At 53.4% G+C, this 20,059-nt stretch carries 18 protein-coding genes and 11 tRNA genes; 3 read left to right on the top strand and 26 right to left on the bottom strand.

The window, feature by feature from the left end:
* Positions 1-137: 137 nt before the first annotated feature.
* The 12 genes from CV944_RS10935 to CV944_RS10990 form a co-directional block, all read right to left on the bottom strand.
* Positions 138-211 (bottom strand) — tRNA-Gly (locus CV944_RS10935).
* A 176-nt stretch (positions 212-387) separates the two neighbouring features.
* Positions 388-461 (bottom strand) — tRNA-Pro (locus CV944_RS10940).
* 4 nt (positions 462-465) lie between these two features.
* Positions 466-542, bottom strand: a tRNA-Arg gene (locus CV944_RS10945).
* Positions 543-613: 71 nt separating this feature from the next.
* Positions 614-696, bottom strand: a tRNA-Leu gene (locus tag CV944_RS10950).
* Between the two features lie 15 nt (positions 697-711).
* Positions 712-793 (bottom strand) — tRNA-Leu (locus CV944_RS10955).
* Between the two features lie 5 nt (positions 794-798).
* Positions 799-874 (bottom strand) — tRNA-Lys (locus CV944_RS10960).
* Positions 875-1,252: 378 nt separating this feature from the next.
* Positions 1,253-1,327 (bottom strand) — tRNA-Gln (locus CV944_RS10965).
* A gap of 13 nt (positions 1,328-1,340) precedes the next feature.
* Positions 1,341-1,416, bottom strand: a tRNA-Asp gene (locus tag CV944_RS10970).
* Between the two features lie 30 nt (positions 1,417-1,446).
* Positions 1,447-1,518, bottom strand: a tRNA-Glu gene (locus CV944_RS10975).
* 16 nt (positions 1,519-1,534) lie between these two features.
* A tRNA-Ser gene (locus tag CV944_RS10980) sits at positions 1,535-1,627 on the bottom strand.
* A 6-nt stretch (positions 1,628-1,633) separates the two neighbouring features.
* Positions 1,634-1,708: transfer RNA gene (locus tag CV944_RS10985), tRNA-Asn, on the bottom strand.
* A gap of 437 nt (positions 1,709-2,145) precedes the next feature.
* Positions 2,146-2,607, bottom strand: coding sequence for a SprT family protein (locus CV944_RS10990; protein ID WP_033010304.1), 462 nt, complete (start codon positions 2,605-2,607; stop codon positions 2,146-2,148).
* 91 nt (positions 2,608-2,698) lie between these two features.
* On the opposite strand from CV944_RS10990, the gene cmpA reads away from it, so the two are divergent.
* Positions 2,699-2,812: a cortex morphogenetic protein CmpA gene (cmpA, locus tag CV944_RS10995; RefSeq protein WP_089135018.1), complete on the top strand. Its 114-nt coding sequence runs from the start codon at positions 2,699-2,701 to the stop codon at positions 2,810-2,812.
* Positions 2,813-2,869: 57 nt separating this feature from the next.
* On the opposite strand, the gene CV944_RS11000 is transcribed toward cmpA, so the two are convergent.
* The 6 genes from CV944_RS11000 to acpS form a co-directional block, all read right to left on the bottom strand.
* Positions 2,870-5,032 carry a Tex family protein gene (locus CV944_RS11000; protein WP_100664180.1) on the bottom strand — a complete coding sequence of 721 codons (2,163 nt, stop codon included), beginning with the start codon at positions 5,030-5,032 and terminating at the stop codon, positions 2,870-2,872.
* A gap of 543 nt (positions 5,033-5,575) precedes the next feature.
* Entirely contained in the window at positions 5,576-5,926 is a 351-nt protein-coding gene (gene ndoA, locus CV944_RS11005; protein ID WP_003253417.1) for a type II toxin-antitoxin system endoribonuclease NdoA, read from the bottom strand.
* A gap of 4 nt (positions 5,927-5,930) precedes the next feature.
* Positions 5,931-6,212 (bottom strand): CopG family ribbon-helix-helix protein, encoded by a 282-nt coding sequence (locus CV944_RS11010; protein ID WP_033010302.1) that lies wholly within the window; start codon positions 6,210-6,212, stop codon positions 5,931-5,933.
* 114 nt (positions 6,213-6,326) lie between these two features.
* Positions 6,327-7,493 (bottom strand): alanine racemase, encoded by a 1,167-nt coding sequence (gene alr, locus CV944_RS11015; protein WP_063329445.1) that lies wholly within the window; start codon positions 7,491-7,493, stop codon positions 6,327-6,329.
* A gap of 242 nt (positions 7,494-7,735) precedes the next feature.
* Positions 7,736-8,755, bottom strand: coding sequence for a LolA family protein (locus CV944_RS11020; protein ID WP_100659169.1), 1,020 nt, complete (start codon positions 8,753-8,755; stop codon positions 7,736-7,738).
* Positions 8,756-8,834: 79 nt separating this feature from the next.
* The gene (acpS, locus tag CV944_RS11025; RefSeq protein WP_100659168.1) at positions 8,835-9,224 is read right to left on the bottom strand and encodes a holo-ACP synthase; all 390 of its coding nucleotides are present in this window, start codon (positions 9,222-9,224) and stop codon (positions 8,835-8,837) included.
* A 118-nt stretch (positions 9,225-9,342) separates the two neighbouring features.
* Here acpS and CV944_RS11030 point away from each other — a divergent pair, with 118 nt between their 5' ends.
* Positions 9,343-9,960 (top strand): rhomboid family intramembrane serine protease, encoded by a 618-nt coding sequence (locus CV944_RS11030; protein WP_033010298.1) that lies wholly within the window; start codon positions 9,343-9,345, stop codon positions 9,958-9,960.
* Positions 9,961-9,971: 11 nt separating this feature from the next.
* Here CV944_RS11030 and cshA read toward each other — a convergent pair whose 3' ends face one another.
* From cshA to CV944_RS11065, 7 genes are all read right to left on the bottom strand, one after another.
* Positions 9,972-11,375, bottom strand: coding sequence for a degradosome RNA helicase CshA (cshA, locus tag CV944_RS11035; RefSeq protein ID WP_100664181.1), 1,404 nt, complete (start codon positions 11,373-11,375; stop codon positions 9,972-9,974).
* A 61-nt stretch (positions 11,376-11,436) separates the two neighbouring features.
* A complete protein-coding gene (locus CV944_RS11040; RefSeq protein WP_100664182.1) occupies positions 11,437-12,159 on the bottom strand; it encodes an alpha/beta hydrolase in 723 nt (240 codons plus the stop codon).
* Between the two features lie 73 nt (positions 12,160-12,232).
* Positions 12,233-13,609: a UDP-N-acetylmuramoyl-tripeptide--D-alanyl-D-alanine ligase gene (locus CV944_RS11045; RefSeq protein ID WP_100659166.1), complete on the bottom strand. Its 1,377-nt coding sequence runs from the start codon at positions 13,607-13,609 to the stop codon at positions 12,233-12,235.
* 15 nt (positions 13,610-13,624) lie between these two features.
* Positions 13,625-14,719, bottom strand: a complete 1,095-nt coding sequence (locus CV944_RS11050) for a D-alanine--D-alanine ligase (RefSeq protein ID WP_100664183.1) — start codon at positions 14,717-14,719, stop codon at positions 13,625-13,627.
* Positions 14,720-14,877: 158 nt separating this feature from the next.
* Positions 14,878-16,020, bottom strand: coding sequence for an MGDG synthase family glycosyltransferase (locus CV944_RS11055; protein WP_100664184.1), 1,143 nt, complete (start codon positions 16,018-16,020; stop codon positions 14,878-14,880).
* A 12-nt stretch (positions 16,021-16,032) separates the two neighbouring features.
* Positions 16,033-16,629: a DedA family protein gene (locus CV944_RS11060; RefSeq protein WP_100664185.1), complete on the bottom strand. Its 597-nt coding sequence runs from the start codon at positions 16,627-16,629 to the stop codon at positions 16,033-16,035.
* A gap of 10 nt (positions 16,630-16,639) precedes the next feature.
* Entirely contained in the window at positions 16,640-17,368 is a 729-nt protein-coding gene (locus CV944_RS11065) for a polysaccharide deacetylase family protein (protein ID WP_100664186.1), read from the bottom strand.
* A 328-nt stretch (positions 17,369-17,696) separates the two neighbouring features.
* On the opposite strand from CV944_RS11065, the gene CV944_RS11070 reads away from it, so the two are divergent.
* Positions 17,697-18,770, top strand: a complete 1,074-nt coding sequence (locus tag CV944_RS11070; protein WP_033016518.1) for an undecaprenyldiphospho-muramoylpentapeptide beta-N-acetylglucosaminyltransferase — start codon at positions 17,697-17,699, stop codon at positions 18,768-18,770.
* A gap of 405 nt (positions 18,771-19,175) precedes the next feature.
* On the opposite strand, the gene CV944_RS11075 is transcribed toward CV944_RS11070, so the two are convergent.
* Positions 19,176-19,997 carry an undecaprenyl-diphosphate phosphatase gene (locus tag CV944_RS11075; RefSeq protein ID WP_033010289.1) on the bottom strand — a complete coding sequence of 274 codons (822 nt, stop codon included), beginning with the start codon at positions 19,995-19,997 and terminating at the stop codon, positions 19,176-19,178.
* Positions 19,998-20,059: the final 62 nt, after the last annotated feature.

The following is a 20,059-nucleotide window of genomic DNA, read 5'->3' on the forward strand; positions in this document are numbered from 1 at the left end:
GGTGCAAGCACCCTTGCAGGCGAAGAACATTTGCCCGTCGCGGCGACCCGCGGACCTCCGCTTTTCGTCGCGCTTCGTTTCGTTCAGTTTTCAAGGAACAAGGTAACTTCCTGCATTTTTCTCTTCTTGCTTCTTCGTGGAGCGGGTGATGGGAATCGAACCCACGACATCAGCTTGGAAGGCTGAGGTTTTACCACTAAACTACACCCGCATATAATTTCGAACCAACATCCGCCACGCTCTTCCGTGCCCCTTCCTCTGCAAGCACATTCAAAGACGCTGGATGCGTCGGGGCAACTCGAAGTGGATTCGATGAGGCAGTGCTCGTGGCTGAGGTTTTACCACTAAACTACACCTGTATAGCAATTGATGATGAAGATATTCAAATCGGGAAGACAGGATTTGAACCTGCGACCCCATGGTCCCAAACCATGTGCTCTACCAAGCTGAGCTACTTCCCGATCATGGCGCGCTCGAGAGGATTCGAACCCCTAACCTTCTGATCCGTAGTCAGATGCTCTATCCAATTGAGCTACGAGCGCATTTTTAGCGACAAATTTTATTATAACAACTACTCATTCTTTTGTCAACATAATGTTTGGGTTTAGTGGAATGCGGTCGAGAGGACTTGAACCTCCACGGGGTCGCCCCCACTAGGCCCTCAACCTAGCGCGTCTGCCATTCCGCCACGACCGCATATGGACTAATCAGTGCGGGTGGAGGGACTTGAACCCCCACGCCGTGAGGCGCCAGATCCTAAGTCTGGTGCGTCTGCCAATTCCGCCACACCCGCTAATATGGTGAGCCATGGAGGACTCGAACCTCCGACCCTCTGATTAAAAGTCAGATGCTCTACCTACTGAGCTAATGGCTCATGGGTTCAATAACACTCCGAGACAAGGCAACTCGAAGCCAACTCGATGATGTAACGCTCGTTGCTCTACCTACTGAGCTAATGGCTCATGAGTTGGATAACACCCTAGGATAGTGATGTCCCTTCCTCTGCTAGCGTATTCGAAGATGCGCGATGCGTCGGGACAACTCGAAGCGAACTCGAAGATGCAGCGCTCGTTGCTCTACCTACTGAGCTAATGGCTCATGGTTAAGATGACACTCTAGGTACTACCTATCCCTACCTGCCTCTTCCTCTCCCAGCTTATTCGAGGAAGCTAGGTGCGTCGAGGCAACTCGCTGTCAACTCAAAGATGCAGCGCTCGTTGCTGAGCTAATAGCTCGTATTTAACACATAAAATGGCTGGGCCAGCTGGATTCGAACCAGCGCATCACGGAGTCAAAGTCCGTTGCCTTACCGCTTGGCTATGGCCCAGCGATTGGTGTAATGGCGGTCCCGACGGGACTCGAACCCGCGATCTCCTGCGTGACAGGCAGGCATGTTAACCACTACACTACGGGACCGCAATCCGCGGGAAACCCCCGCGCTGTAAGTGACCCGTACGGGATTCGAACCCGTGTTACCGCCGTGAAAGGGCGGTGTCTTAACCACTTGACCAACGGGCCATGCGACTATTGAAAGTGGCGGAGAAGGCGGGATTTGAACCCGCGCGCCGTTAAGTCACGACCTAACGGTTTAGCAAACCGTCCCCTTCAGCCACTTGGGTACTTCTCCAAACACTGGCTCCGCAAGTAGGATTCGAACCTACGACCTACCGGTTAACAGCCGGTTGCTCTACCGCTGAGCTATTGCGGAATGATGAAGAAATTATGCTATACTTTACGATGTGCTCGTTGCCTCTTCCCCTGCCAGATAATTCAAGGAGGCAAGATGCGTCGAGACAACTCGTAGTGAATTCGATGATGCTAATGCTCGTCGCTGAACTATTGTGGAACGGCTCAGATTTCTTACACTTTCACAATCGACATTGTTTATTATATTGAGCTGTTGACTCTTTGTCAACATGTTTTTTGCTGTTTGTTTCATCGCCGTTTGGCGACGGCTTTTATAATTTAGCATATGGCCAATTTAATTGTCAACCACTTTTTTTGCAAAATGTGATACTGCTCTCTTTTCGAAGAGGACGTTCGCATATCCGGGCCGTGATACAAGAGCTCCATAAAAAGCTTCGTTTCCTTCGGGAAAGACACGGCGGATGTTCCTAATAGGGTTCGGCATAAGCAAGGAAGCGTTCAACGGCGTTGGTTCGCTAGTTTAAGCCGCCCGCGGCAGTTCCCGCAGACGTAGCGGGCGGTGTTCATGCGCTTTTTTCGAGTGTACGTCAGGCCGCAAGATGTGCAAATGTATGTATAGATCGTTTTCGACCTGTCTGTTTTTTGGCCGATTGGACGACAATAGCGAGGCGCCCCCACTTTTTGCAGCAGTTCGCGGAAGTCGCGGTCGCGATGGCGGTAGCCTTTTCCCTCAAGGTGCAAGTGGTAATGGCAAAGCTCATGTTTGATAATGGCGATCAATTCTTCCTCGCCGAACTGCTCGTAATGTTTTTGATTGAGCTCAATGTTATGCGTCTGCAACATGTAGCGCCCGCCGGTAGTGCGCAAACGAGGGTTGAAGAAAGCGGTATGGCGGAACGGCTTGCCAAATGTGCTCATGGAAATTTGTTCAACGAGCGCTTGCAAGCGTTTTTGATCCATGACAGGCGCCCCCCTTTTTATGTTTTCAGCACAGGACAATGCGCAGCTACATACATTATATACTACCTTTCCGCATCAGGGGGTGGACGATGTGCCTACATGGCTAAAAAATCAAATGAGACGAGCCTATTATGAGAAAAACCGGGATCAAATCAAGTTGTTAAACCAATGCTGGTTTTTTTATCGGAGAAAGCACTGTTCGTAACATGTGTTTGAGGCTGTCCCTGCTGTTCATTGGGCAGTACGGGACAGCCTCTCCAGCTTATTCCGGCGGAAGCATCGATAATGAAATTCTTCCTTTCGCTGCATCAACCCTTTCCACCCACACTTTGACGACGTCGCCGACGGAGACGACATCAAGCGGATGGCGGACGTATTGTTTGCTTAGCTTGGAAATGTGCACGAGCCCGTCCTGTTTGACGCCGATGTCGACAAAGGCGCCGAAGTCGACGACGTTGCGCACCGTTCCTTCGAGCTCCATGCCTGGCTTTAAGTCTTCCATTTTCAAAACGTCTTTTCGCAATATCGGCTTGGGCAGCTCGTCGCGCGGGTCGCGCTCCGGACGGCACAACGCGTCAATGATGTCGCGGAGCGTCAGTTCCCCGATGCCGAATTCGGATGCCGCTGCTTTCACATCGATGGCTTGCAGCGCTTGGCGAAGCTCATTGCTGCCAATGGCGGCGGTTGTAAATCCTAACTTTTGCAACAACTGCTTCACTTCCGCGTACCGCTCTGGGTGAATCGGCGTGCGGTCAAGCGGTTCGTCGCCGTCGACAATGCGCAAAAACCCGATGCATTGCTCATACGTTTTCGCCCCAAGACGCGGGATCGTTTTCAGCTCCTCGCGGCTGCGGAATTTCCCTTGCTCTTCGCGGCGTTTGACAATGTTTTCGGAGACGGTTTTCGTCAGTCCCGAGACGTATTGGAGCAACGAAACGGACGCCGTGTTGACGTTGACGCCGACTTGATTGACGACCGTCTCCACGACGAAACGGAGCGACTCCGCCAGCTTTTTTTGCGACACATCGTGCTGGTATTGGCCGACGCCAACCGATTTCGGGTCAATCTTCACCAGTTCGGCGAGCGGGTCTTGGACGCGGCGGGCGATTGAGACCGCGCTCCGCTCTTCAACTTGCAAGTCGGGAAACTCGGCGCGCGCAAGGTCGGAAGCCGAGTAGACGCTCGCTCCTGCTTCATTGACAATCAAATAAAAGATATCGCGTTGCACATGCTTCAGCGTGTCGGCGACAAACTGTTCAGTTTCCCGAGAGGCTGTTCCGTTGCCGATGGCGATCATATCCACATGATAGTCGTCAAGTAAACGAAGAATCTTTGTCCTCGCTTCATCCTTTTTCTCTTGCGGCGGGTGTGGGTAAATGACATCGATATGAAGCAGCTTCCCTGTTTCATCAACAACGGCGAGCTTGCACCCAGTCCGATAGGCTGGGTCGATGCCGAGCACCGTTTTTCCTTTCAATGGCGGCTGAAGAAGCAGTTTGCGTAAATTCTCGGCAAAAATATGGATCGCCCGCTCTTCCGCCTTTTCTGTCAGCTCATTGCGGATGTCGCGCTCAATGGCGGGCTCCATCAGCCGTTTGTATCCGTCTTCCACCGCTTCGGCCACGATGGGAGCGGCCGGGGACGCCTCGTTGACGATCGTTTGCCGCTGCAAATAGCGGATGATTTCTTCGGCAGGCGCTTGGACCGAGACGCGCAGCACCTCCTCTTTTTCGCCGCGGTTTAGCGCCAAGACGCGATGGGGGACGATTTTCGCCACCGGTTCTTCGTAGTCGTAATACATCTCGTATACGTTTTTTTCGTCCTTCTCCGACGCCTTCGCGGTGGACACGATCATCCCTTTCCGCCACGTCTGTTCCCGCGCCCATTGACGAAGAGCGGCATCGTCGGCCACCCGCTCGGCGATGATGTCCTTCGCCCCTTGCAGCGCCTCGTCTGCCGTTGCGACCCCTTTTTCTGTATCAATGAACGCCCGGGCCTGCTCTTCCGGAGCTGGGGCGGCAGGGCAGGAAAGAAGCCAATCGGCAAGCGGCTCAAGCCCTTTTTCTTTCGCAATCGTCGCCTTCGTGCGCCGCTTTTGCCGGTACGGGCGGTACAAATCTTCGACTTGCTGCAGTTTCGTGGCGCTGATAATCGCGTTTTTCAGCTCTTCGGTCAATTTCCCTTGCTCATCGATCAGCCGAATGACCTCTTCTTTCCGCTGCTCTAAATGCTGCAAATACTCCCAGCGCTCAAGCACCGCACGAATTTGCACTTCATCGAGCGCCCCCGTCATCTCTTTCCGGTAGCGGGCGATAAATGGAATCGTATTTCCTTCCTGATGCAGGGTGATGACGTTTTCAACTTGTTTGGCTGCCAGCCGTTGTTCATCAGCGATCGTTTGAATCAAACGCTGTTCAATCGCCAACCCGTTCCCTCCTTATGCACAGCCTTGAACGTTCTCCCATCTACACTCACTCCTGAAAATGAGCAATGTTTGCAAACAGCTGCCCGCTAGACCGTCTCTGCGTATTCCACACTTCGGCCGCCTTCCGAAGACGGCAAACGACGTTTCTTCACGCAACATATTCCGGGCGGCACGATGTCCCAGCCGCAACCGCACCGCAATCCGGGCGCGCCCGCTGATCTTTTGTCCATTCGAAGCAAGAGGAAGCCATCATTCCCCGCCGGTTGCACCGAGCTTGGGGCAGGGAGAGAGTTCCGGACCGGGGATGACAAAAAAAGAGCTACTTATTCGTAGCCTCTTTGTGAAAGAATACACATAAATGCCAATAGAGGGGACAGACCGTTCCATGAGCCGATCTGCCCGTTTGGCCGGTGAGCCGACATCGCTGCCATGAGGCGTTGCGCACCCATGCTGCTTCCACGCGCATCGATTGATCTTCCCACAGCAACACTTGCTGTTTTGGCGTCCCTCACGCTGAAGCGGAAAGATTTCCTTGCGCTTGCTTCAAAAGTCGATCAGTCCTAGGCTGATTTGCAGCGCTTCATCGACTTTGTCCATCATCTCATCATCCAGGTGGGTGATTTTGTCAGTCAGCCGCTGCTTATCAATCGTACGGATTTGTTCAAGCAAAATGACCGAGTCCCGCTCAAACCCGTAACGCTTCGCATCGATCTCGACATGCGTCGGCAGCTTTGCCTTTTGGATTTGCGCCGTGATCGCCGCTACAATAACCGTTGGACTGAAGCGATTGCCGATATCGTTTTGGATCACCAACACGGGGCGGACGCCGCCCTGCTCTGAGCCAACAACCGGGGAAAGGTCCGCAAAATACACGTCGCCACGTTTGACAATCAAAGCATTACCCCCCGCTAACTAAGCGTTCAACGGTGTGGTCGGCCTCGTATTCAGCATGAAACGCTTCAGAAGCAATAGATAAATTGATTTTCGCCATTTCCATGTAGCCACGTCTCATCGCTTCGCGAATTTGCCGCTTTTTCCGCTCCCGGATATACATTTTCGTCGCCTGGTAAATAAGTTCATTGCGATTGCCGTTCTCCTGTTTGACGAGGACGTCGAGCTCCGTCAGCAGCGACTGCGGCAAACGAACGATGATTTCCGTTGTTGCGCCAGATTCCGACACAAATATACACCTCCACGAACTGCAGCCATTCATTGCTTCCACTTCATGATACCATTAAACAACGGCGCTGCAAAGTCATTTCTCCATTTTCTATCCTTTGTCTTTTGAAGCAGATTATGCACTGCTTTCCCCGCGGCCAATGGCGTTTCTCACTTCCATTATACGCTTATGGCGGAAAAAAATACGGGGCACTCGATAACTGATCGTGCAAGGCACTTCGTAGTTGATCGTTTCCAAATGGCGAGCGACATCATCAATGGAAATCACCTCGTCCCCCTGGCGACCAATCAGTGTCACCTTCGTGCCGACCGGCAGCGGCCCAGGCAGGCGGATCATGCACTGGTCCATGCAAATGCGGCCGACAATCGGCGCCTTTTGTCCGTCAACGAGGACATGAAAGTGCTGCAGGCGGCGGAGCCAACCGTCCGCATAGCCGATCGGAATCGTCCCGATCCATTCTTCCGTCTGCGCGGTGTACGTCGCCCCGTAACTCACCTTTTCACCCGGCTGCAGCTTTTTTACATGCACGAGGCGGCTATGGAGCGAAAATGCTTCTTTTAATGGATACGGCAGCAGCGGCTTGATGTCGGGCGACGGGGCAAGCCCATACATGGCAATGCCGAAGCGGACCATATTGAACGTCCGGTCAGGGAAACGGAGCGACACTGCGCTGTTGGCGCAATGGACGAGCGGCGGGCGCGACGGCAGCCATTCGAGCATGTGCAAAAAACGGGTATACTGATAGGAAAAATAATCGGTGTTCACCTCATCCGCAGTCGCAAAATGCGTGTACACCCCTTCAAGCACAAAATGCGGATGGCGCTCAATCAGCGCTGCGATTCGTTTCGTCTCCTCCTCGTCTTTCACTCCAAGCCGTCCCATGCCGGTGTCCATTTTCAAATGGAAATGAATAGGAATAGGGCCGCTGTAAAGGGCGGACGCTTCTTCCAACCAGTCGGAGCGGAACACGGTCAGGGCAATGCGCTGCTGGGCGGCCAGCGCCGCATCAGCTGGACGGGAAGCCCCGAGAACTAGAATCGGCGCTTCGATTCCTTTTTCCCTTAAAGCGAGCGCCTCATCCAAAAAGGCAACCGCCAGGCGGGAGGCCCCCGCTTCGAGCGCTGTCCTTGCCACCTGCACATCCCCATGTCCATAGGCGTTCGCCTTCACGACTGCCATAATGTGCGTGTCGTCCGGCAGCAAACGGCGCAAATTCGCCACATTGTCGTAAATGGCGTCCAAATCCACTTCCGCCCACGTATCGCGATGAAAGTCGTTCATGGTTTCTCGCTGCCTTTCCTGTTGCGCAAACTTGAAAGCGCTCGAAATCATTTTTGTCCTTTTTTAGTTTACCATGCCATTGCGGAAGAAGGAATAGGGGAAAGCGTGCGAAGACAGCGAAAAACGTTGGACGGGCGCTGCGGTTGGCTGCACCGGTGCCGCAACTCCAATCGGGCAATAGAAAAAAGGCGGCTCCCCTGCTTTCGGAAGCGGGGAGACACGCCTTTTTTCGGATGGCATCGTTATTTTGCCGCTTTTTCCTGCACTGTGCTGGCCACCATTATCATTTCTTGTAGAGTCAAATCGTCCGAGGCGAGCGTAAACTCCACCCCGTTGTACGACCATGTCAGCGTTCGATCGGTGAGAGCGCCGACGGTGAAGCCTAAATCGACAGGATCGCCGTTCACCAAGACGGGCATGCTCGTTGCCGGAAGCACTTCCGCTTTTTCTTGAACGAGCGTAAATGATTTTTTGCCGCCAAACGTCATAATCACTCGTTTGCCACTCTCACTTTTGACCTCTTTTTCCTCGAGCATTTTCACTCCTTCAGGCAGCCGGCTCAAATCGGGGTACATGACTTCCATCACTTGTTCTTTTCCTTCGGCCATCGTTGGCACCTCAAGACGCGCCCCGGTCATGTTTTTGGACGTGTCGAACGCATCGTCATCAAACTTTTTGTTAAATTCAACATTGGAGAATTCGACCGTCAACAATGCTTTCCGGTCGGTATCCATCACTTTGACCGAGACCGGCGCCAAATCTTTTTTGCGCAGTGTAATCTCCTGTGTTGGGACGACCTCACTGTTCGGGTAGTTCGTTTTTGTCTCGAACACGTAATGATTTTTCGTTGCCTTAAACTTTGTCTTTGGATCGCTCAAAATGTCTTTGACGAGCGATTCGTACAAATACGCTTGGCTGCTGTTTTTCGGCCAATCGCTGACAAACTTGAAGCTTTTGTTGAGGGCGGGTGTAAAGACGAATACCCCCTCATCATTGCGCAAAATCATTTGGCTTTGCCCTTTGTCGGCGTTTTTCAAGCTGACGCGGTAGTACGACGGCTGCTTATGCCACACTTCCACATGGTATACTTGCGGCTCGGCGCCGGTGTGGAACGTCATTTTCGCTTCCGCTTGGTAACCTGTCAGCTCATCCATCTTTTCATTCAGCGCCTTGAGCACTTCCTCCTGCGATTTGGACCCGCAGCCAGCTAACACAAATAGAAAGATGATGCCGACCAATGCCATAAGCACATTTCTGCCCATCGCTTCAACCCCTTTGCCTCATATATCGGTTTCTGTCCATGCACTACAATATATGAGACAACACCCGGGAATATGCAGACTAGCTATGACAAGGATCGGATGGCTTGAACGGTTCCAATCGCTCGATGACGACTTGGGCGACCGCATAATCGCGGCTATGGGAAATGGAAAGATGAACGACTTCACGTTCGCGGTGAGCGGCAATGCGCGGTTTTCCATAGGCGTCTGTGGCGATTTCAATATCCTGAAATGACAAATGCCGTCCAATTCCTGTCCCGAGCGCCTTGGCGTACGCTTCCTTCGCCGCAAACCGTCCGGCGAGAAATTCCACCTGCCGGGCAGGCGGCAACTCATCAAACTGCGCCTTCTCCCGCGGCGTTAAAATCCGCTCCGGGAGTTTGCGGCTGCGGGCAAGGATGGACCGAATGCGCTCCAATTCCACAATGTCAATGCCGATGCCGATGATCATCGCGTTCCCCCCTGCTATCGGTTTGCCGGCCGCGGACAAATTTTTTCCGGCCGTCGCGCATAAGATGGCTTATAGCAATACCTATGTTTGGTTTCCTGCCAAGAAAGGAGGCTCGTTCATGTTTCACCGTACCGGGGACGGTCGGCCGCTGCCTCGCCTTTGCCCCGCCGTATTCATCCTGTTGCTCGTCCATGTTGGCTTATGGGGGTTGTTCACGCTTCCTCTTCCGGCGCTTGAGCCAGTCTGGCAGAGCATCGTCGGAACGAACGGCGCCATCCGCCATGGGGAGTATTGGCGGCTTGTCAGCCCGCTTTTATTGCACCTCGATTTCGACCATTTAGCCGCAAACAGCCTCTCCTTATGGTTGTTCGGCTCGTGGCTCGAGCAAGCGCTTGGGAAAAGGAAGTTTTTGCTTCTTTATATCGGGGGAGGCGTCGGCGCCAACCTTGCCACCGCCTTGCTTCTTCCGCCGATGTACAGCCATGTTGGGGCGTCGGGCGCCATTTTCTCCTTATTTGGCATGTACAGCTATCTCGCCCTTTTTCGCCGCGACCTCATCGCCCCCCGGCACGCCCAGTTGCTGTTGGCCGCTATGGCCATCAACCTGTTGCTCGGCTTGATGGAGCCGGACGGCAACCTCATCGCCCATCTGTTCGGCTTTGTCACCGGCGGGCTGCTCGCTCCGTTTTTGACCGTCCGCCCCGGACCGCCGTCGTTTCATGTCGTCCGGCCATGAAAAAACGGCGCTTAATGCGCCGTAATCCGCCGTTTTTTCGTCCGTCCGCGCGCGGAGCCGCCCGGGCGGCCGCCCTGTTTTTTCTCCCGCTTGACCGCTAATGGCGGCTCTTCGGTCAATTTTACCGGCGTAGTATCCGGCTCGCGCGTCAACATTTTCAAGCAGGCGGCGACAAGCGTCACCGAATCATGCTCTTCCAGCAGCTCCTCGGCGGCCCGCTTGTAAAACGACAAGTTTTCCGTTTCCGCCACATTGAGAAGCTTCTCAATGGCAATGCGCTGTTGGCCTTCCAGCGCCTCATCGAGCGTCGGCGGCTTCATCCGCTCCATTTTCCGCTTCGTCGTCCGCTCAATATGGTGAAGTTGGCCGATCTCCCTTGGCGTGACAAACGTCATCGCCACACCCATTTTCCCGGCGCGACCTGTCCGCCCGATCCGATGGACGTAGCTTTCCGGATCCTGCGGGATGTCGAAGTTATATACGTGCGTCACGCCGGAAATATCCAATCCGCGCGCGGCAACGTCGGTTGCGACTAAAATTTCGATCGATCCTTCTTTAAACTTGCGCAACACCGACAGGCGCTTCGCCTGGCTTAAATCGCCGTGGATGCCTTCCGCCGCATAACCGCGCAAGTTGAGCGCCTCGGCAAGCTCATCAACGCGCCGCTTCGTGCGGCCGAACACGATCGCAAGCTCCGGCGCCTGAATATCAAGAAGCCGCGTCAAAATGTCAAATTTCTTTTTCTCGTGCACTTCTAAGTAGTACTGTTGAATGTTCGGCACGGTCATTTCCTTTGCCTTCACTTTGACAAGTTCCGGCTCGTTCATGAAGCGCTCGGCGATGCGGCGGATCGGGTCCGGCATCGTTGCGGAAAACAGGAGCGTCTGCCGATCGGTCGGCACATGGCTTAAAATCGCTTCAATGTCCTCGATAAACCCCATGTTGAGCATTTCATCCGCCTCATCGAGAACGACCGTATGCACATGCTCAAGGCGGAGCGTCCCGCGGTTGATATGGTCGATAATACGGCCCGGCGTCCCGACGATCACGTGCGGATGTTTTTTCAAAGCGCGGATTTGCCGGTCGATATCTTGACCGCCGTAAATCGGCAAGACGCGCACGCGCTTGACGGCGCCGATTTTGTACAGCTCTTCTGATACTTGGATGGCGAGCTCCCGCGTCGGCGCGACAACGAGCGCTTGAACGGCGCCGTTTTTTACGTCCACTTTTTCCACAATCGGAATACCAAACGCCGCCGTTTTCCCGGTTCCGGTTTGCGCTTGGCCAATGACATCTCTGTTTTGCAGGCTGAGCGGAATCGTTTTTGCCTGAATCGGGGTCGTTTCTTCAAACCCCATCCGCTCGATCGCTTTCATCACTTCTTGGCTTAATCCTAATTCTTGGAATGTCGTCAATGTTATCCAAACTCCTTAAATTCAAAATCGTCCCTGATTCGTGAGAAAGGTTTGACAGTTATCATACCATGTTATGCGGTGATTTGCAATGATGGGCATGGGCAGCGCGCAAAAATGTTTCCACCTCAGCAAACAGAACGTGCCGATCGATGCTATGACAAACATGATGGAACGAATTGGGCAAAAGCAACAGCTTTTTTTCTGAAGACCCCATGCGTTCATATAAATAGCAGGCGCTTTTTAACGGCACGATCCCATCTTTTTCTCCTTGCACAATGAGCGCGGGTGCCGCGACGCGCGGAAGGTGGGGACGCACATGGCGGACGAGTTTGCGAAATTCCCTGACGGCCGAAAACGGCGTCGCCATCATTTTGTTTCGATAGCGGAGAAACAGTGGGTGCTCCCGCGCTCCTTTCCATCCATTGGCAAACATCTCGCGGATGTCGCGCCATAATTGGCGCGGGTTGACATAGTAAAACGCAGCGCTTAGCAGCACGAGTTTGGCGACCGGGTATTTTTCCGCCAAGTAGACGGCGATCACTCCACCCATTGAAAACCCAATGACATACACCACACTGCAACGGTGATGGAGCGCTAAAAACGCTTGTTCCGCCGCTGCGATCCATTGGTCGTATGTAATTCCTTTCAACCGCAGTTCGCTTCCGTGGCCCGGCAAGGTCGGCGTTTCGATCATCCAATCGGTCCGCTCTCGCAAATAATCGGCCAGCGGCGCCACTTCTTCTGGACTTCCCGTAAACCCGTGAATACATAAACAGCCGATCATCATTTCCACCCCCGGCTTGAGTGAAAAGCGGCGCCTGTGACGCCGCTTTTAGTTTCTCTCGGGTTGCTTGATGTTACACCCAATATCGAAGCAACTCTTCCAATTTCATGCCGCGCGATGCTTTCAATAAAACAATGTCATCCGAAGTCGCGACGGAACGCACGGCCTCGGCCAACGCTGCTTTATCGTCGAACTCCCTCACCCGTCCATCATCAAAAAATGGGGCGGCCGCCGCGGCGATATGGTGCGCCAGCGGCCCGTAAGTGAACACATAGTCCACCATTCCCGGCCGCAACACCTCTCCGATCTCTCGATGAAACGCCACTTCTTCGTCACCAAGCTCCAACATATCGCCCAATACGGCGATTTTTTGCCGGTAGCCGCCTAATTCCCCAAGCAGCGTCAAGGCGGCGCGCATCGATGTCGGGCTAGCATTGTAGGCGTCATTAATGACGGTAAAGCCATATTTCGTCTTGACGACTTCCGTACGCATGCGCGTCACTTGCAGGCGGGAGAGAGACGCATCAATGCCTTCCCAATCGATGCCGAAAAAGCGGGCGACCGCAATGGCGGCGAGCGCGTTGTACACATGATGCTTGCCTAATACCGGCATAAACAGCGTCCGGCCGGGGAGCGCATTGATGACAAACGATGTTCCTCCCGCTTCAATGCGCACATCGGTCGGATAGTAATCGTTCTGTTCGCCCGCCCCGAACGTCACGACATGGCGGGGAAGCGGCAACTTCGGCACGCGCTCCGTCAAGAGCGGCTCATCGCCGTGGTAGACGAATAAACCATCATGGTGCAAACCCGCCAAAATTTCCAACTTCGCCTTGGCGATGCCTTCCCGCGACCCGAGCTCCTGCAAGTGTGCTTCTCCGATATTCGTGATGACCGCTGCGTCCGGACGGGCGATCATCGTCAGCCGCTCGATTTCGCCAAACCCGCTCATCCCCATTTCGACAACGGCCATCTCCGTCCCTTCGTCAAGCGAAAGAAGCGTCAGCGGCACGCCGATGTGATTGTTCAAGTTCCCTTCGGTCTTTTGCACTCGATAGTGGGTTGAAAGCAGCGCGGCAATCATATCTTTCGTCGTCGTTTTGCCGTTGCTGCCAGTGACGCCGATCACCTTCATTCCAAGCTGCTCGCGGTAGCGGGCGGCGAGCCGCTGCAGCGCCGAAAGGGTATCGTCAACGATAATCGCCGGAACGCCTTCTGGCGGCGTTCCTTCCCTTTCCGCCCACAGTACGGCGGCGGCTCCTTTTTGCACCGCTTCTTGCACGAAATCGTGGCCGTTAAAGGTCGCACCGCGCAACGGAACGTACAAGTTGCCGGCTTGGATTGTTCTCGTGTCTGTCGATACACCGCTGACGGCAATCGTCTCCCATTCCGGCTTCACGCACCGACCGCCTGACATCTCGGCAATTTGCCGGACCGTCCGTTTCATCATCCGCTTTCACCCTCTTTATTTTTCAAATGTGTACGTGATCGTCTGCTTTTCTTGATGCCGTTCCAACGCCAGCGCAATGAGGCGCTCGATCAGTTCCGGATACGGCACGCCGCTGTGCTGCCAAAGAAGCGGAAACATGCTGTATGGCGTAAAGCCTGGCATCGTGTTCACTTCGTTGATATAAACAGCGCCATCTTCGGCGAGGAAAAAATCGACGCGCGCAAGTCCAGACAAATCCAGCGCCTGAAACGCCGTAATGGCCATTTGTTTGATCGTCTCATACTGTTCTTTCGTTACGTCCGCTGGGATGATCAATTCGGTTTGCCCGTCTTCGTATTTCGCTTCATAGTCGTAAAATTCCTTTTTGGGAACAATTTCGCCAACGACCGAACAAATCGGCTCATCATTTCCGATCACGCCGATTTCAATTTCGCGGCCGACAATCGCCTCTTCAATAATAATTTTTCGGTCATACTGAAATGCCTCGATAAATGCGGCTTTTAAATCGCCGCGCTGCTTGCATTTCGAAATGCCGACGCTCGAACCGGCGTTGGCTGGCTTGACAAAGCACGGGTAGCCAAGCTCTCGTTCGATCCGGTCATACACCGTCTCGCCTCTTTTTTGCCAATCGTACTTCGTCACGGCGATATATTTTGCTTGGCGCAACCCGGCCTGCGCAAACAAGTTTTTCATCATCACCTTATCCATGCCGACCGCGGAAGCAAGCACCCCGTTGCCGACATACGGAATGTTCAATATCTCAAGCAACCCTTGCACCGTTCCGTCTTCGCCGTTCGGCCCATGCAAAAGCGGGAAAATGACATCGATCGTTTCCTCGTTTCCTCCCGCAGCCGAATCGGCAGCCGGAACTTGGTTCAAGGAAACCGGAATCAAGGCGGTCGCCGCCGAAGTGAATTGCAGCTGCTTGATTTCCTCGATCGGTCCGGTCAACTGTTCGCCCTTGATCCATTGACCTTCCGGTGTAATATAAATCGGAATGACATCGAATTTATGAGGATCAATGGCGTTCATCACCGCCATCGCCGTCGACAACGATACTTGGTGCTCCGGTGATTTGCCGCCGTATAACACGCCAACTTTCGTTTTCATCATCGTTCCTCCTCTTTCCTTGGCCATCGTTCCTATTGTAACACGTTTCGCGCCCAACGGTCTGATATTTTATATGTACGATGCAACTTGTTTCGCCACCCTTGGTGCATCCGCCTAGCACAAAAAAATGCCATCTAACGTCCGTTAGATGGCCCACGCTACGGGTGAAGCACACGCTGGGCGCGACGCCTCGGCATCGCCGCCACCATTTCGGCGAGCGCTTCCTGCCCCGTTTTCTCCACCCCGGCGAAATAGTCGGACACACGGCGGAAAAACCGGTTTTTCTCAACATCATCATTGAGCAGGCGCAACATGGCCCGCTCGCCGCGGTCTGGTTCAGCTAAATGGTAAATCAAGCCGTTCCGCTGCAAATATTGCAAATTGATGCGCTCCTGACCCGGCAGACAATCGATCGTAAACATCGGAATGCGTTTATGAAGCAGCTCGCTCACCGTCACTCCACCCGGCTTTGTCACCACCGCGTCCACCTCATCATACAGCCGGTTCATTTCTTCCGGGTCGGCAATGTACGGGAGCGGACGGATGTGCGGGAGATTCCAGCTGGAAATTTCGTCGTATAACTGGCGGTTGGCGCCGCATAGCACGGAATAGCGAAACAGCGTCGATGCCCGGGCCGCCCGCAAAAAGGCCATCATATTGCCAAGCCCTTGGCTTCCGCCGGCGACAAGTATATGGGCCGGCCGCCTCTTTCGCCGCGTTTCCGTCGTGTTCCGAAACGCATCATGAACCGGAATGCCTGTGACCACGATGCGCCCTTCGTCAATCTCGTATTTTGTGACCAGCTCCCATTTCGCCTCTGGATGGGGGACGAAGTGATAATCGATAAACCGTTTCCCCCAGACGCTGTTCATGAAAAAATCGGTATAGACGTTCACCACAGGAACAAACAACGCCTGTTTCCGCTTAAGCTGCTGCAAAATGCGCGACGGAAACGAGTGGGTGCAAACGATCAAATCCGGCCGTTCCTGCTCGAGCATTTTTTTCATTTTGCTTTCGAAATATGGCAGCCATGGCTCAAATGAAACAAACTCGAACCGCGGCGGCTCTTGATACATAAACGTTTTGTACACGCGATGATAGGAAGCGGGATGTGAACGAATCCAGCGCAAATACGCTTCTGACACCATTTTTTCCATCAGTTCATTGCAATAGCTCAAAAAATCGATTTTTTTGCTTTCGACCGCCGGAAACTGGCGCCGCAAAAAATCGATCAACGTATCCGCGACTTTATGGTGTCCCGTGTTCATTTGAAACAACGGCAAGAACAACACTTTCATCATCGATCGCACCCTTTAGCTTTCGAAAGATTTTTTGCGCCTCCGCTGTCCGATCCACGCCGCAAGCAAAAACAGCAAAAACAACGCCAATCCGACAAGCGGGAAAGAAACGAGGGGAATATGGACATGCCGGCCGAGCAGCAGCCCAACGAACATCAGCGGGGCGACCCATCCAGCCGTTCCAAGCGCTGCAAGCAGCAAAAACGGCCGAAACGGAAACCGGCTTACCCCCGCCATATACGGGCAGATTTGCCGGACGCCTGGCGCATAACAGCTGAACAAAATGCCCCATTTCCCATAACGGCGGAACCAAAGCTGAGCCCTCCCCCACCGCTCGTCCGTAATTCCCACGTATTTGCCGTACTTTTTCATAAACGGCGCCCCCCACCATCGTCCGGCGCCATACGCCGCCACCATGCCGGCCATCGCTCCTCCCCAGCATGACGCGAGCGACGGCCAAAGCAGCAGCTGCTCCTTGGCGACAATCAAACCGACGAAAAAAAGCAAACTTTCCTCCGGCGCTGGGATGCCGACAATGCCGCAAAATAAAAACAAAAACAGCGTCACATATCCGTACGACTGAACGTACGGCAACCATACACCTGTTTCCATGGCTCCCCCATCACATCGACGAGATTCGTTTGTTAGTTTGCGCGTTTCTCATTTCTGTAATCGTCACCCAGCGCATCTTTCTCGCTGCTTCATCTTTCAGCAGCAGCTCAAGCGCTGACAACATTTGCTCCGGCGCATGCCGGTCGGCCCCCAACGCATCGCCGTTGTCATGAAGAACAATCACAGCTCCGCCGCGCAACGCTCCTTTTAACCGGCGGAACAACTCCATTGCCCCCAGTTTGGCGTTCCAGTCGCCAACAATATGCGTCCATAACACGGTCGTATACCGTTTTTGTACGATCGGTGCCCATGCGTTAAAATGCCCCCACGGAGGGCGGTAATAAATCGGTCGTTGGCCCGTCGCCCGCTCAATCGCCGCAGCGGCGCGGCGCACCCCCCAATCGAGCCAAAACGGCGGCACAAGCCAGTTGCTTATATGGCGATAGTTGTGAATGCCGACTTCATGGCCTTCCTCCACCATGCGCCGCACAATGTCCGGATAACGTTCCGCTTTGCGGCCGACGACGAAAAACGTCGCCTTCACGCCATATTTCTTTAATAAATCAAGCAACTTTGGCGTATAATACGGGTCAGGACCGTCATCAAACGTCAAAGCAAGGCAATCGGGCGCTGTTCCTTCCCGAAACAACAGTACCCGCTTTTTGCGAATGACGATCGTCGGCACAACCCCGTAAACGATGATTCCAGCGATCAGACAACCGAAAAGCCATGCCAACATCGTCCTCACCTCGCAATATTTTTTCCTTTAAAAAATCACAACGTGCGAACAGACTACTAAATTTATAATAATAATATATAATTTCGATGAAAAATCAAAAGGAAAACAATGAAATTTTCATGTGACGCCCAAGCGTTCCCTTTTTCTATACGAAACGTCCAGCCGATCGGTTTCCTCCATAAATGACGTTGCATCTGCTATAATACATAATCGGTATGAAACTCTAGCCGCAAAGAGCAATTCATCGGCATATCCGTTCCGCCGGACGGCCGGAACGGGACGGCCGCATTGTACGTTATTCATCTTGCAAAAAGACAGGTGATCTGCATTGCGAAAGAAAATCGTCTTAACCGGCGGCGGCACGGCTGGCCATGTGATGGTCAACGTCGCCTTGATTCCGAAACTAAAAGCACAAGGCTGGGACATCATCTACATCGGCTCTCACGAGGGAATTGAACGGGAGATCATCGGCCGCATCGACGGCGTACCGTACTATTCGGTTTCGACCGGAAAACTGCGACGCTATTTTGACTGGAAAAACTTTAAAGATCCGTTCAACGTGCTAAAAGGCGTTTGGCAGGCGTACCGCCTTATCCAAAAAGAAAGGCCGGACGTCGTGTTCTCCAAAGGCGGATTCGTCTCCGTTCCCGTCATTCTTGGCGCCTGGCTGAACGGTGTACCGTCGGTGATTCATGAATCCGACTTGACGCCCGGTCTTGCAAACAAAATCGCCATGCCCTTTGCGACGAAAATTTGCCTCACCTTTCCGGAAACGAAGCAACACGTCAGCGCCGATAAAGCGGTCTACATCGGCGCCGTCGTCCGCGAGGAACTGAAGCACGGCAGCGTTGCCCAAGGGCGGAGGATGTGCCAGTTCGACGGCAAAAAACCGGTGCTGCTGGCGATGGGCGGCAGCTTAGGCTCGAAAAGAATCAACGACGCCTTGCGCGCCAACTTATCAACGCTGCTTGCCGAATTTGACATCATCCACATTTGCGGCAAAGGAAACATCGACCCAAGCCTCGCAGACCAAAAAGGATACAAACAGTTCGAATACGTCAACGAAGAGCTGCCACACTTGTTGGCTTTGGCCGACATCGTCGTCTCTCGCGCGGGCGCAAACGCCATTTTCGAACTGCTCGCCTTGCGCAAGCCGATGCTGCTCATCCCGCTCTCGAAAGCGGCAAGCCGCGGCGACCAAATTCTCAACGCCCGCTCGTTTAAAAACGCGGGCTATGCGGAAGTGCTGATGGAAGAAGACTTGACAAACGAATCGTTCTATGCCGCCATTCGCCGCCTATATGAAAACAAAGAGCGCTACCGGAAAAACATGGAGAAAGCCGGCGGAAGCGATCCGCTGCAAACATTGCTTTCCATCATTCAAGACACCGCCCGCCGGTGAAAGCAGGCGATGCCTGACGCGGCTAACCACGGCCGTTTTTTCGGCATCGCCTTGTTTTGCATAGGCATGGAAATAAGCAACTCGACTAAACGGCTTATCCGTATTATAATCCATAGTACAGATAAGCAACAACTATTTTTTTACTTTTCTTAACATTTTTTAGAAGACGGACTGGCGAAAAACAACGAATTCATGCGGTTTGGGGAGCTCGCCCAAAAGCAAATGATGATGTTTCAAGACTTTTCTATTTGAAAAACCTTGTTGAAGCACAACATTTCCCTTTAAATCCTTGGTCTTCTACAATTCATCATCTTTTGTTCCCCTAAGCGGAATGCATGCCAGCCAACAGAGTAAAAGAAGATAACAAACAACCGCCCGGCGGAACACCTCCGCCAAGCGGCGCGACTAAAAGTATAACAAAGAAATAACAACGGCTAGCACGATCCGATATACCGCAAACGGCACGAGGCGGATGCGGTTGATGAGCTGCAGGAGGAAACGGATCGCCAGCAAGGCAAAGACGAAGGCGCTCAAAAAACCGGCGATGAAAAACGGGATGTCGGCAGCCGTGACGTATTGCCAGTTTTTCAACAGCGACAGCCCGCTCGCCCCGGCCATGATCGGAACAGCCATAATGAACGTGAAATCGGCGGCGGCGCGATGGCTCATGCCGACGAGCACCCCGCCGGCAATCGTCGAACCGGAGCGGGAAAAACCGGGCCATAACGATAAGCATTGCACCAATCCGACGAGAAACGCCTGTTTGTACGTAATTTCGTCGACCGTCTGCGCCCGCGCAGCTCTTTTCGCGAATTTGTCGGCGGCGATCATGAGCAGCGCGCCGAGCACAAGACCGATGAGCACCGTTTTCGTAGAAAACAAATGTTCGTCGATGTAGTCTTCAAACAAGACGCCGAGCACCCCGGCTGGAAGCAGGCCGACGATGACGTGAAGAAGCGTCAGCCGCGGATGTCCGCCCGGATGGCGGCCGCGGAAACCAAGCAAATCGAGAAATCGGTCTTTAAACACCACAACAGCGGCCAAAATCGAGCCGAGCTGGATAACGACTTTAAACGTATTCGCCGCGTACTTGCCTAAAAACTCGGTCGATTTCAACCAAAGATCGTCCACAATGATCATATGCCCGGTCGAAGACACAGGGGCAAACTCGGTCAGCCCCTCGACCATCCCTAAAATAACCGCCTTCAACAGCTCGATCCAGTGCATTCGTTCCATCCTTTCTGCGCGGGGTCGTCCTTTTTATACATATGGGCCGGGCGGGCGAAATA

Source organism: Geobacillus sp. WSUCF-018B (assembly GCF_002809985.1).
GTDB lineage: Bacteria > Bacillota > Bacilli > Bacillales > Anoxybacillaceae > Geobacillus > Geobacillus thermophilus.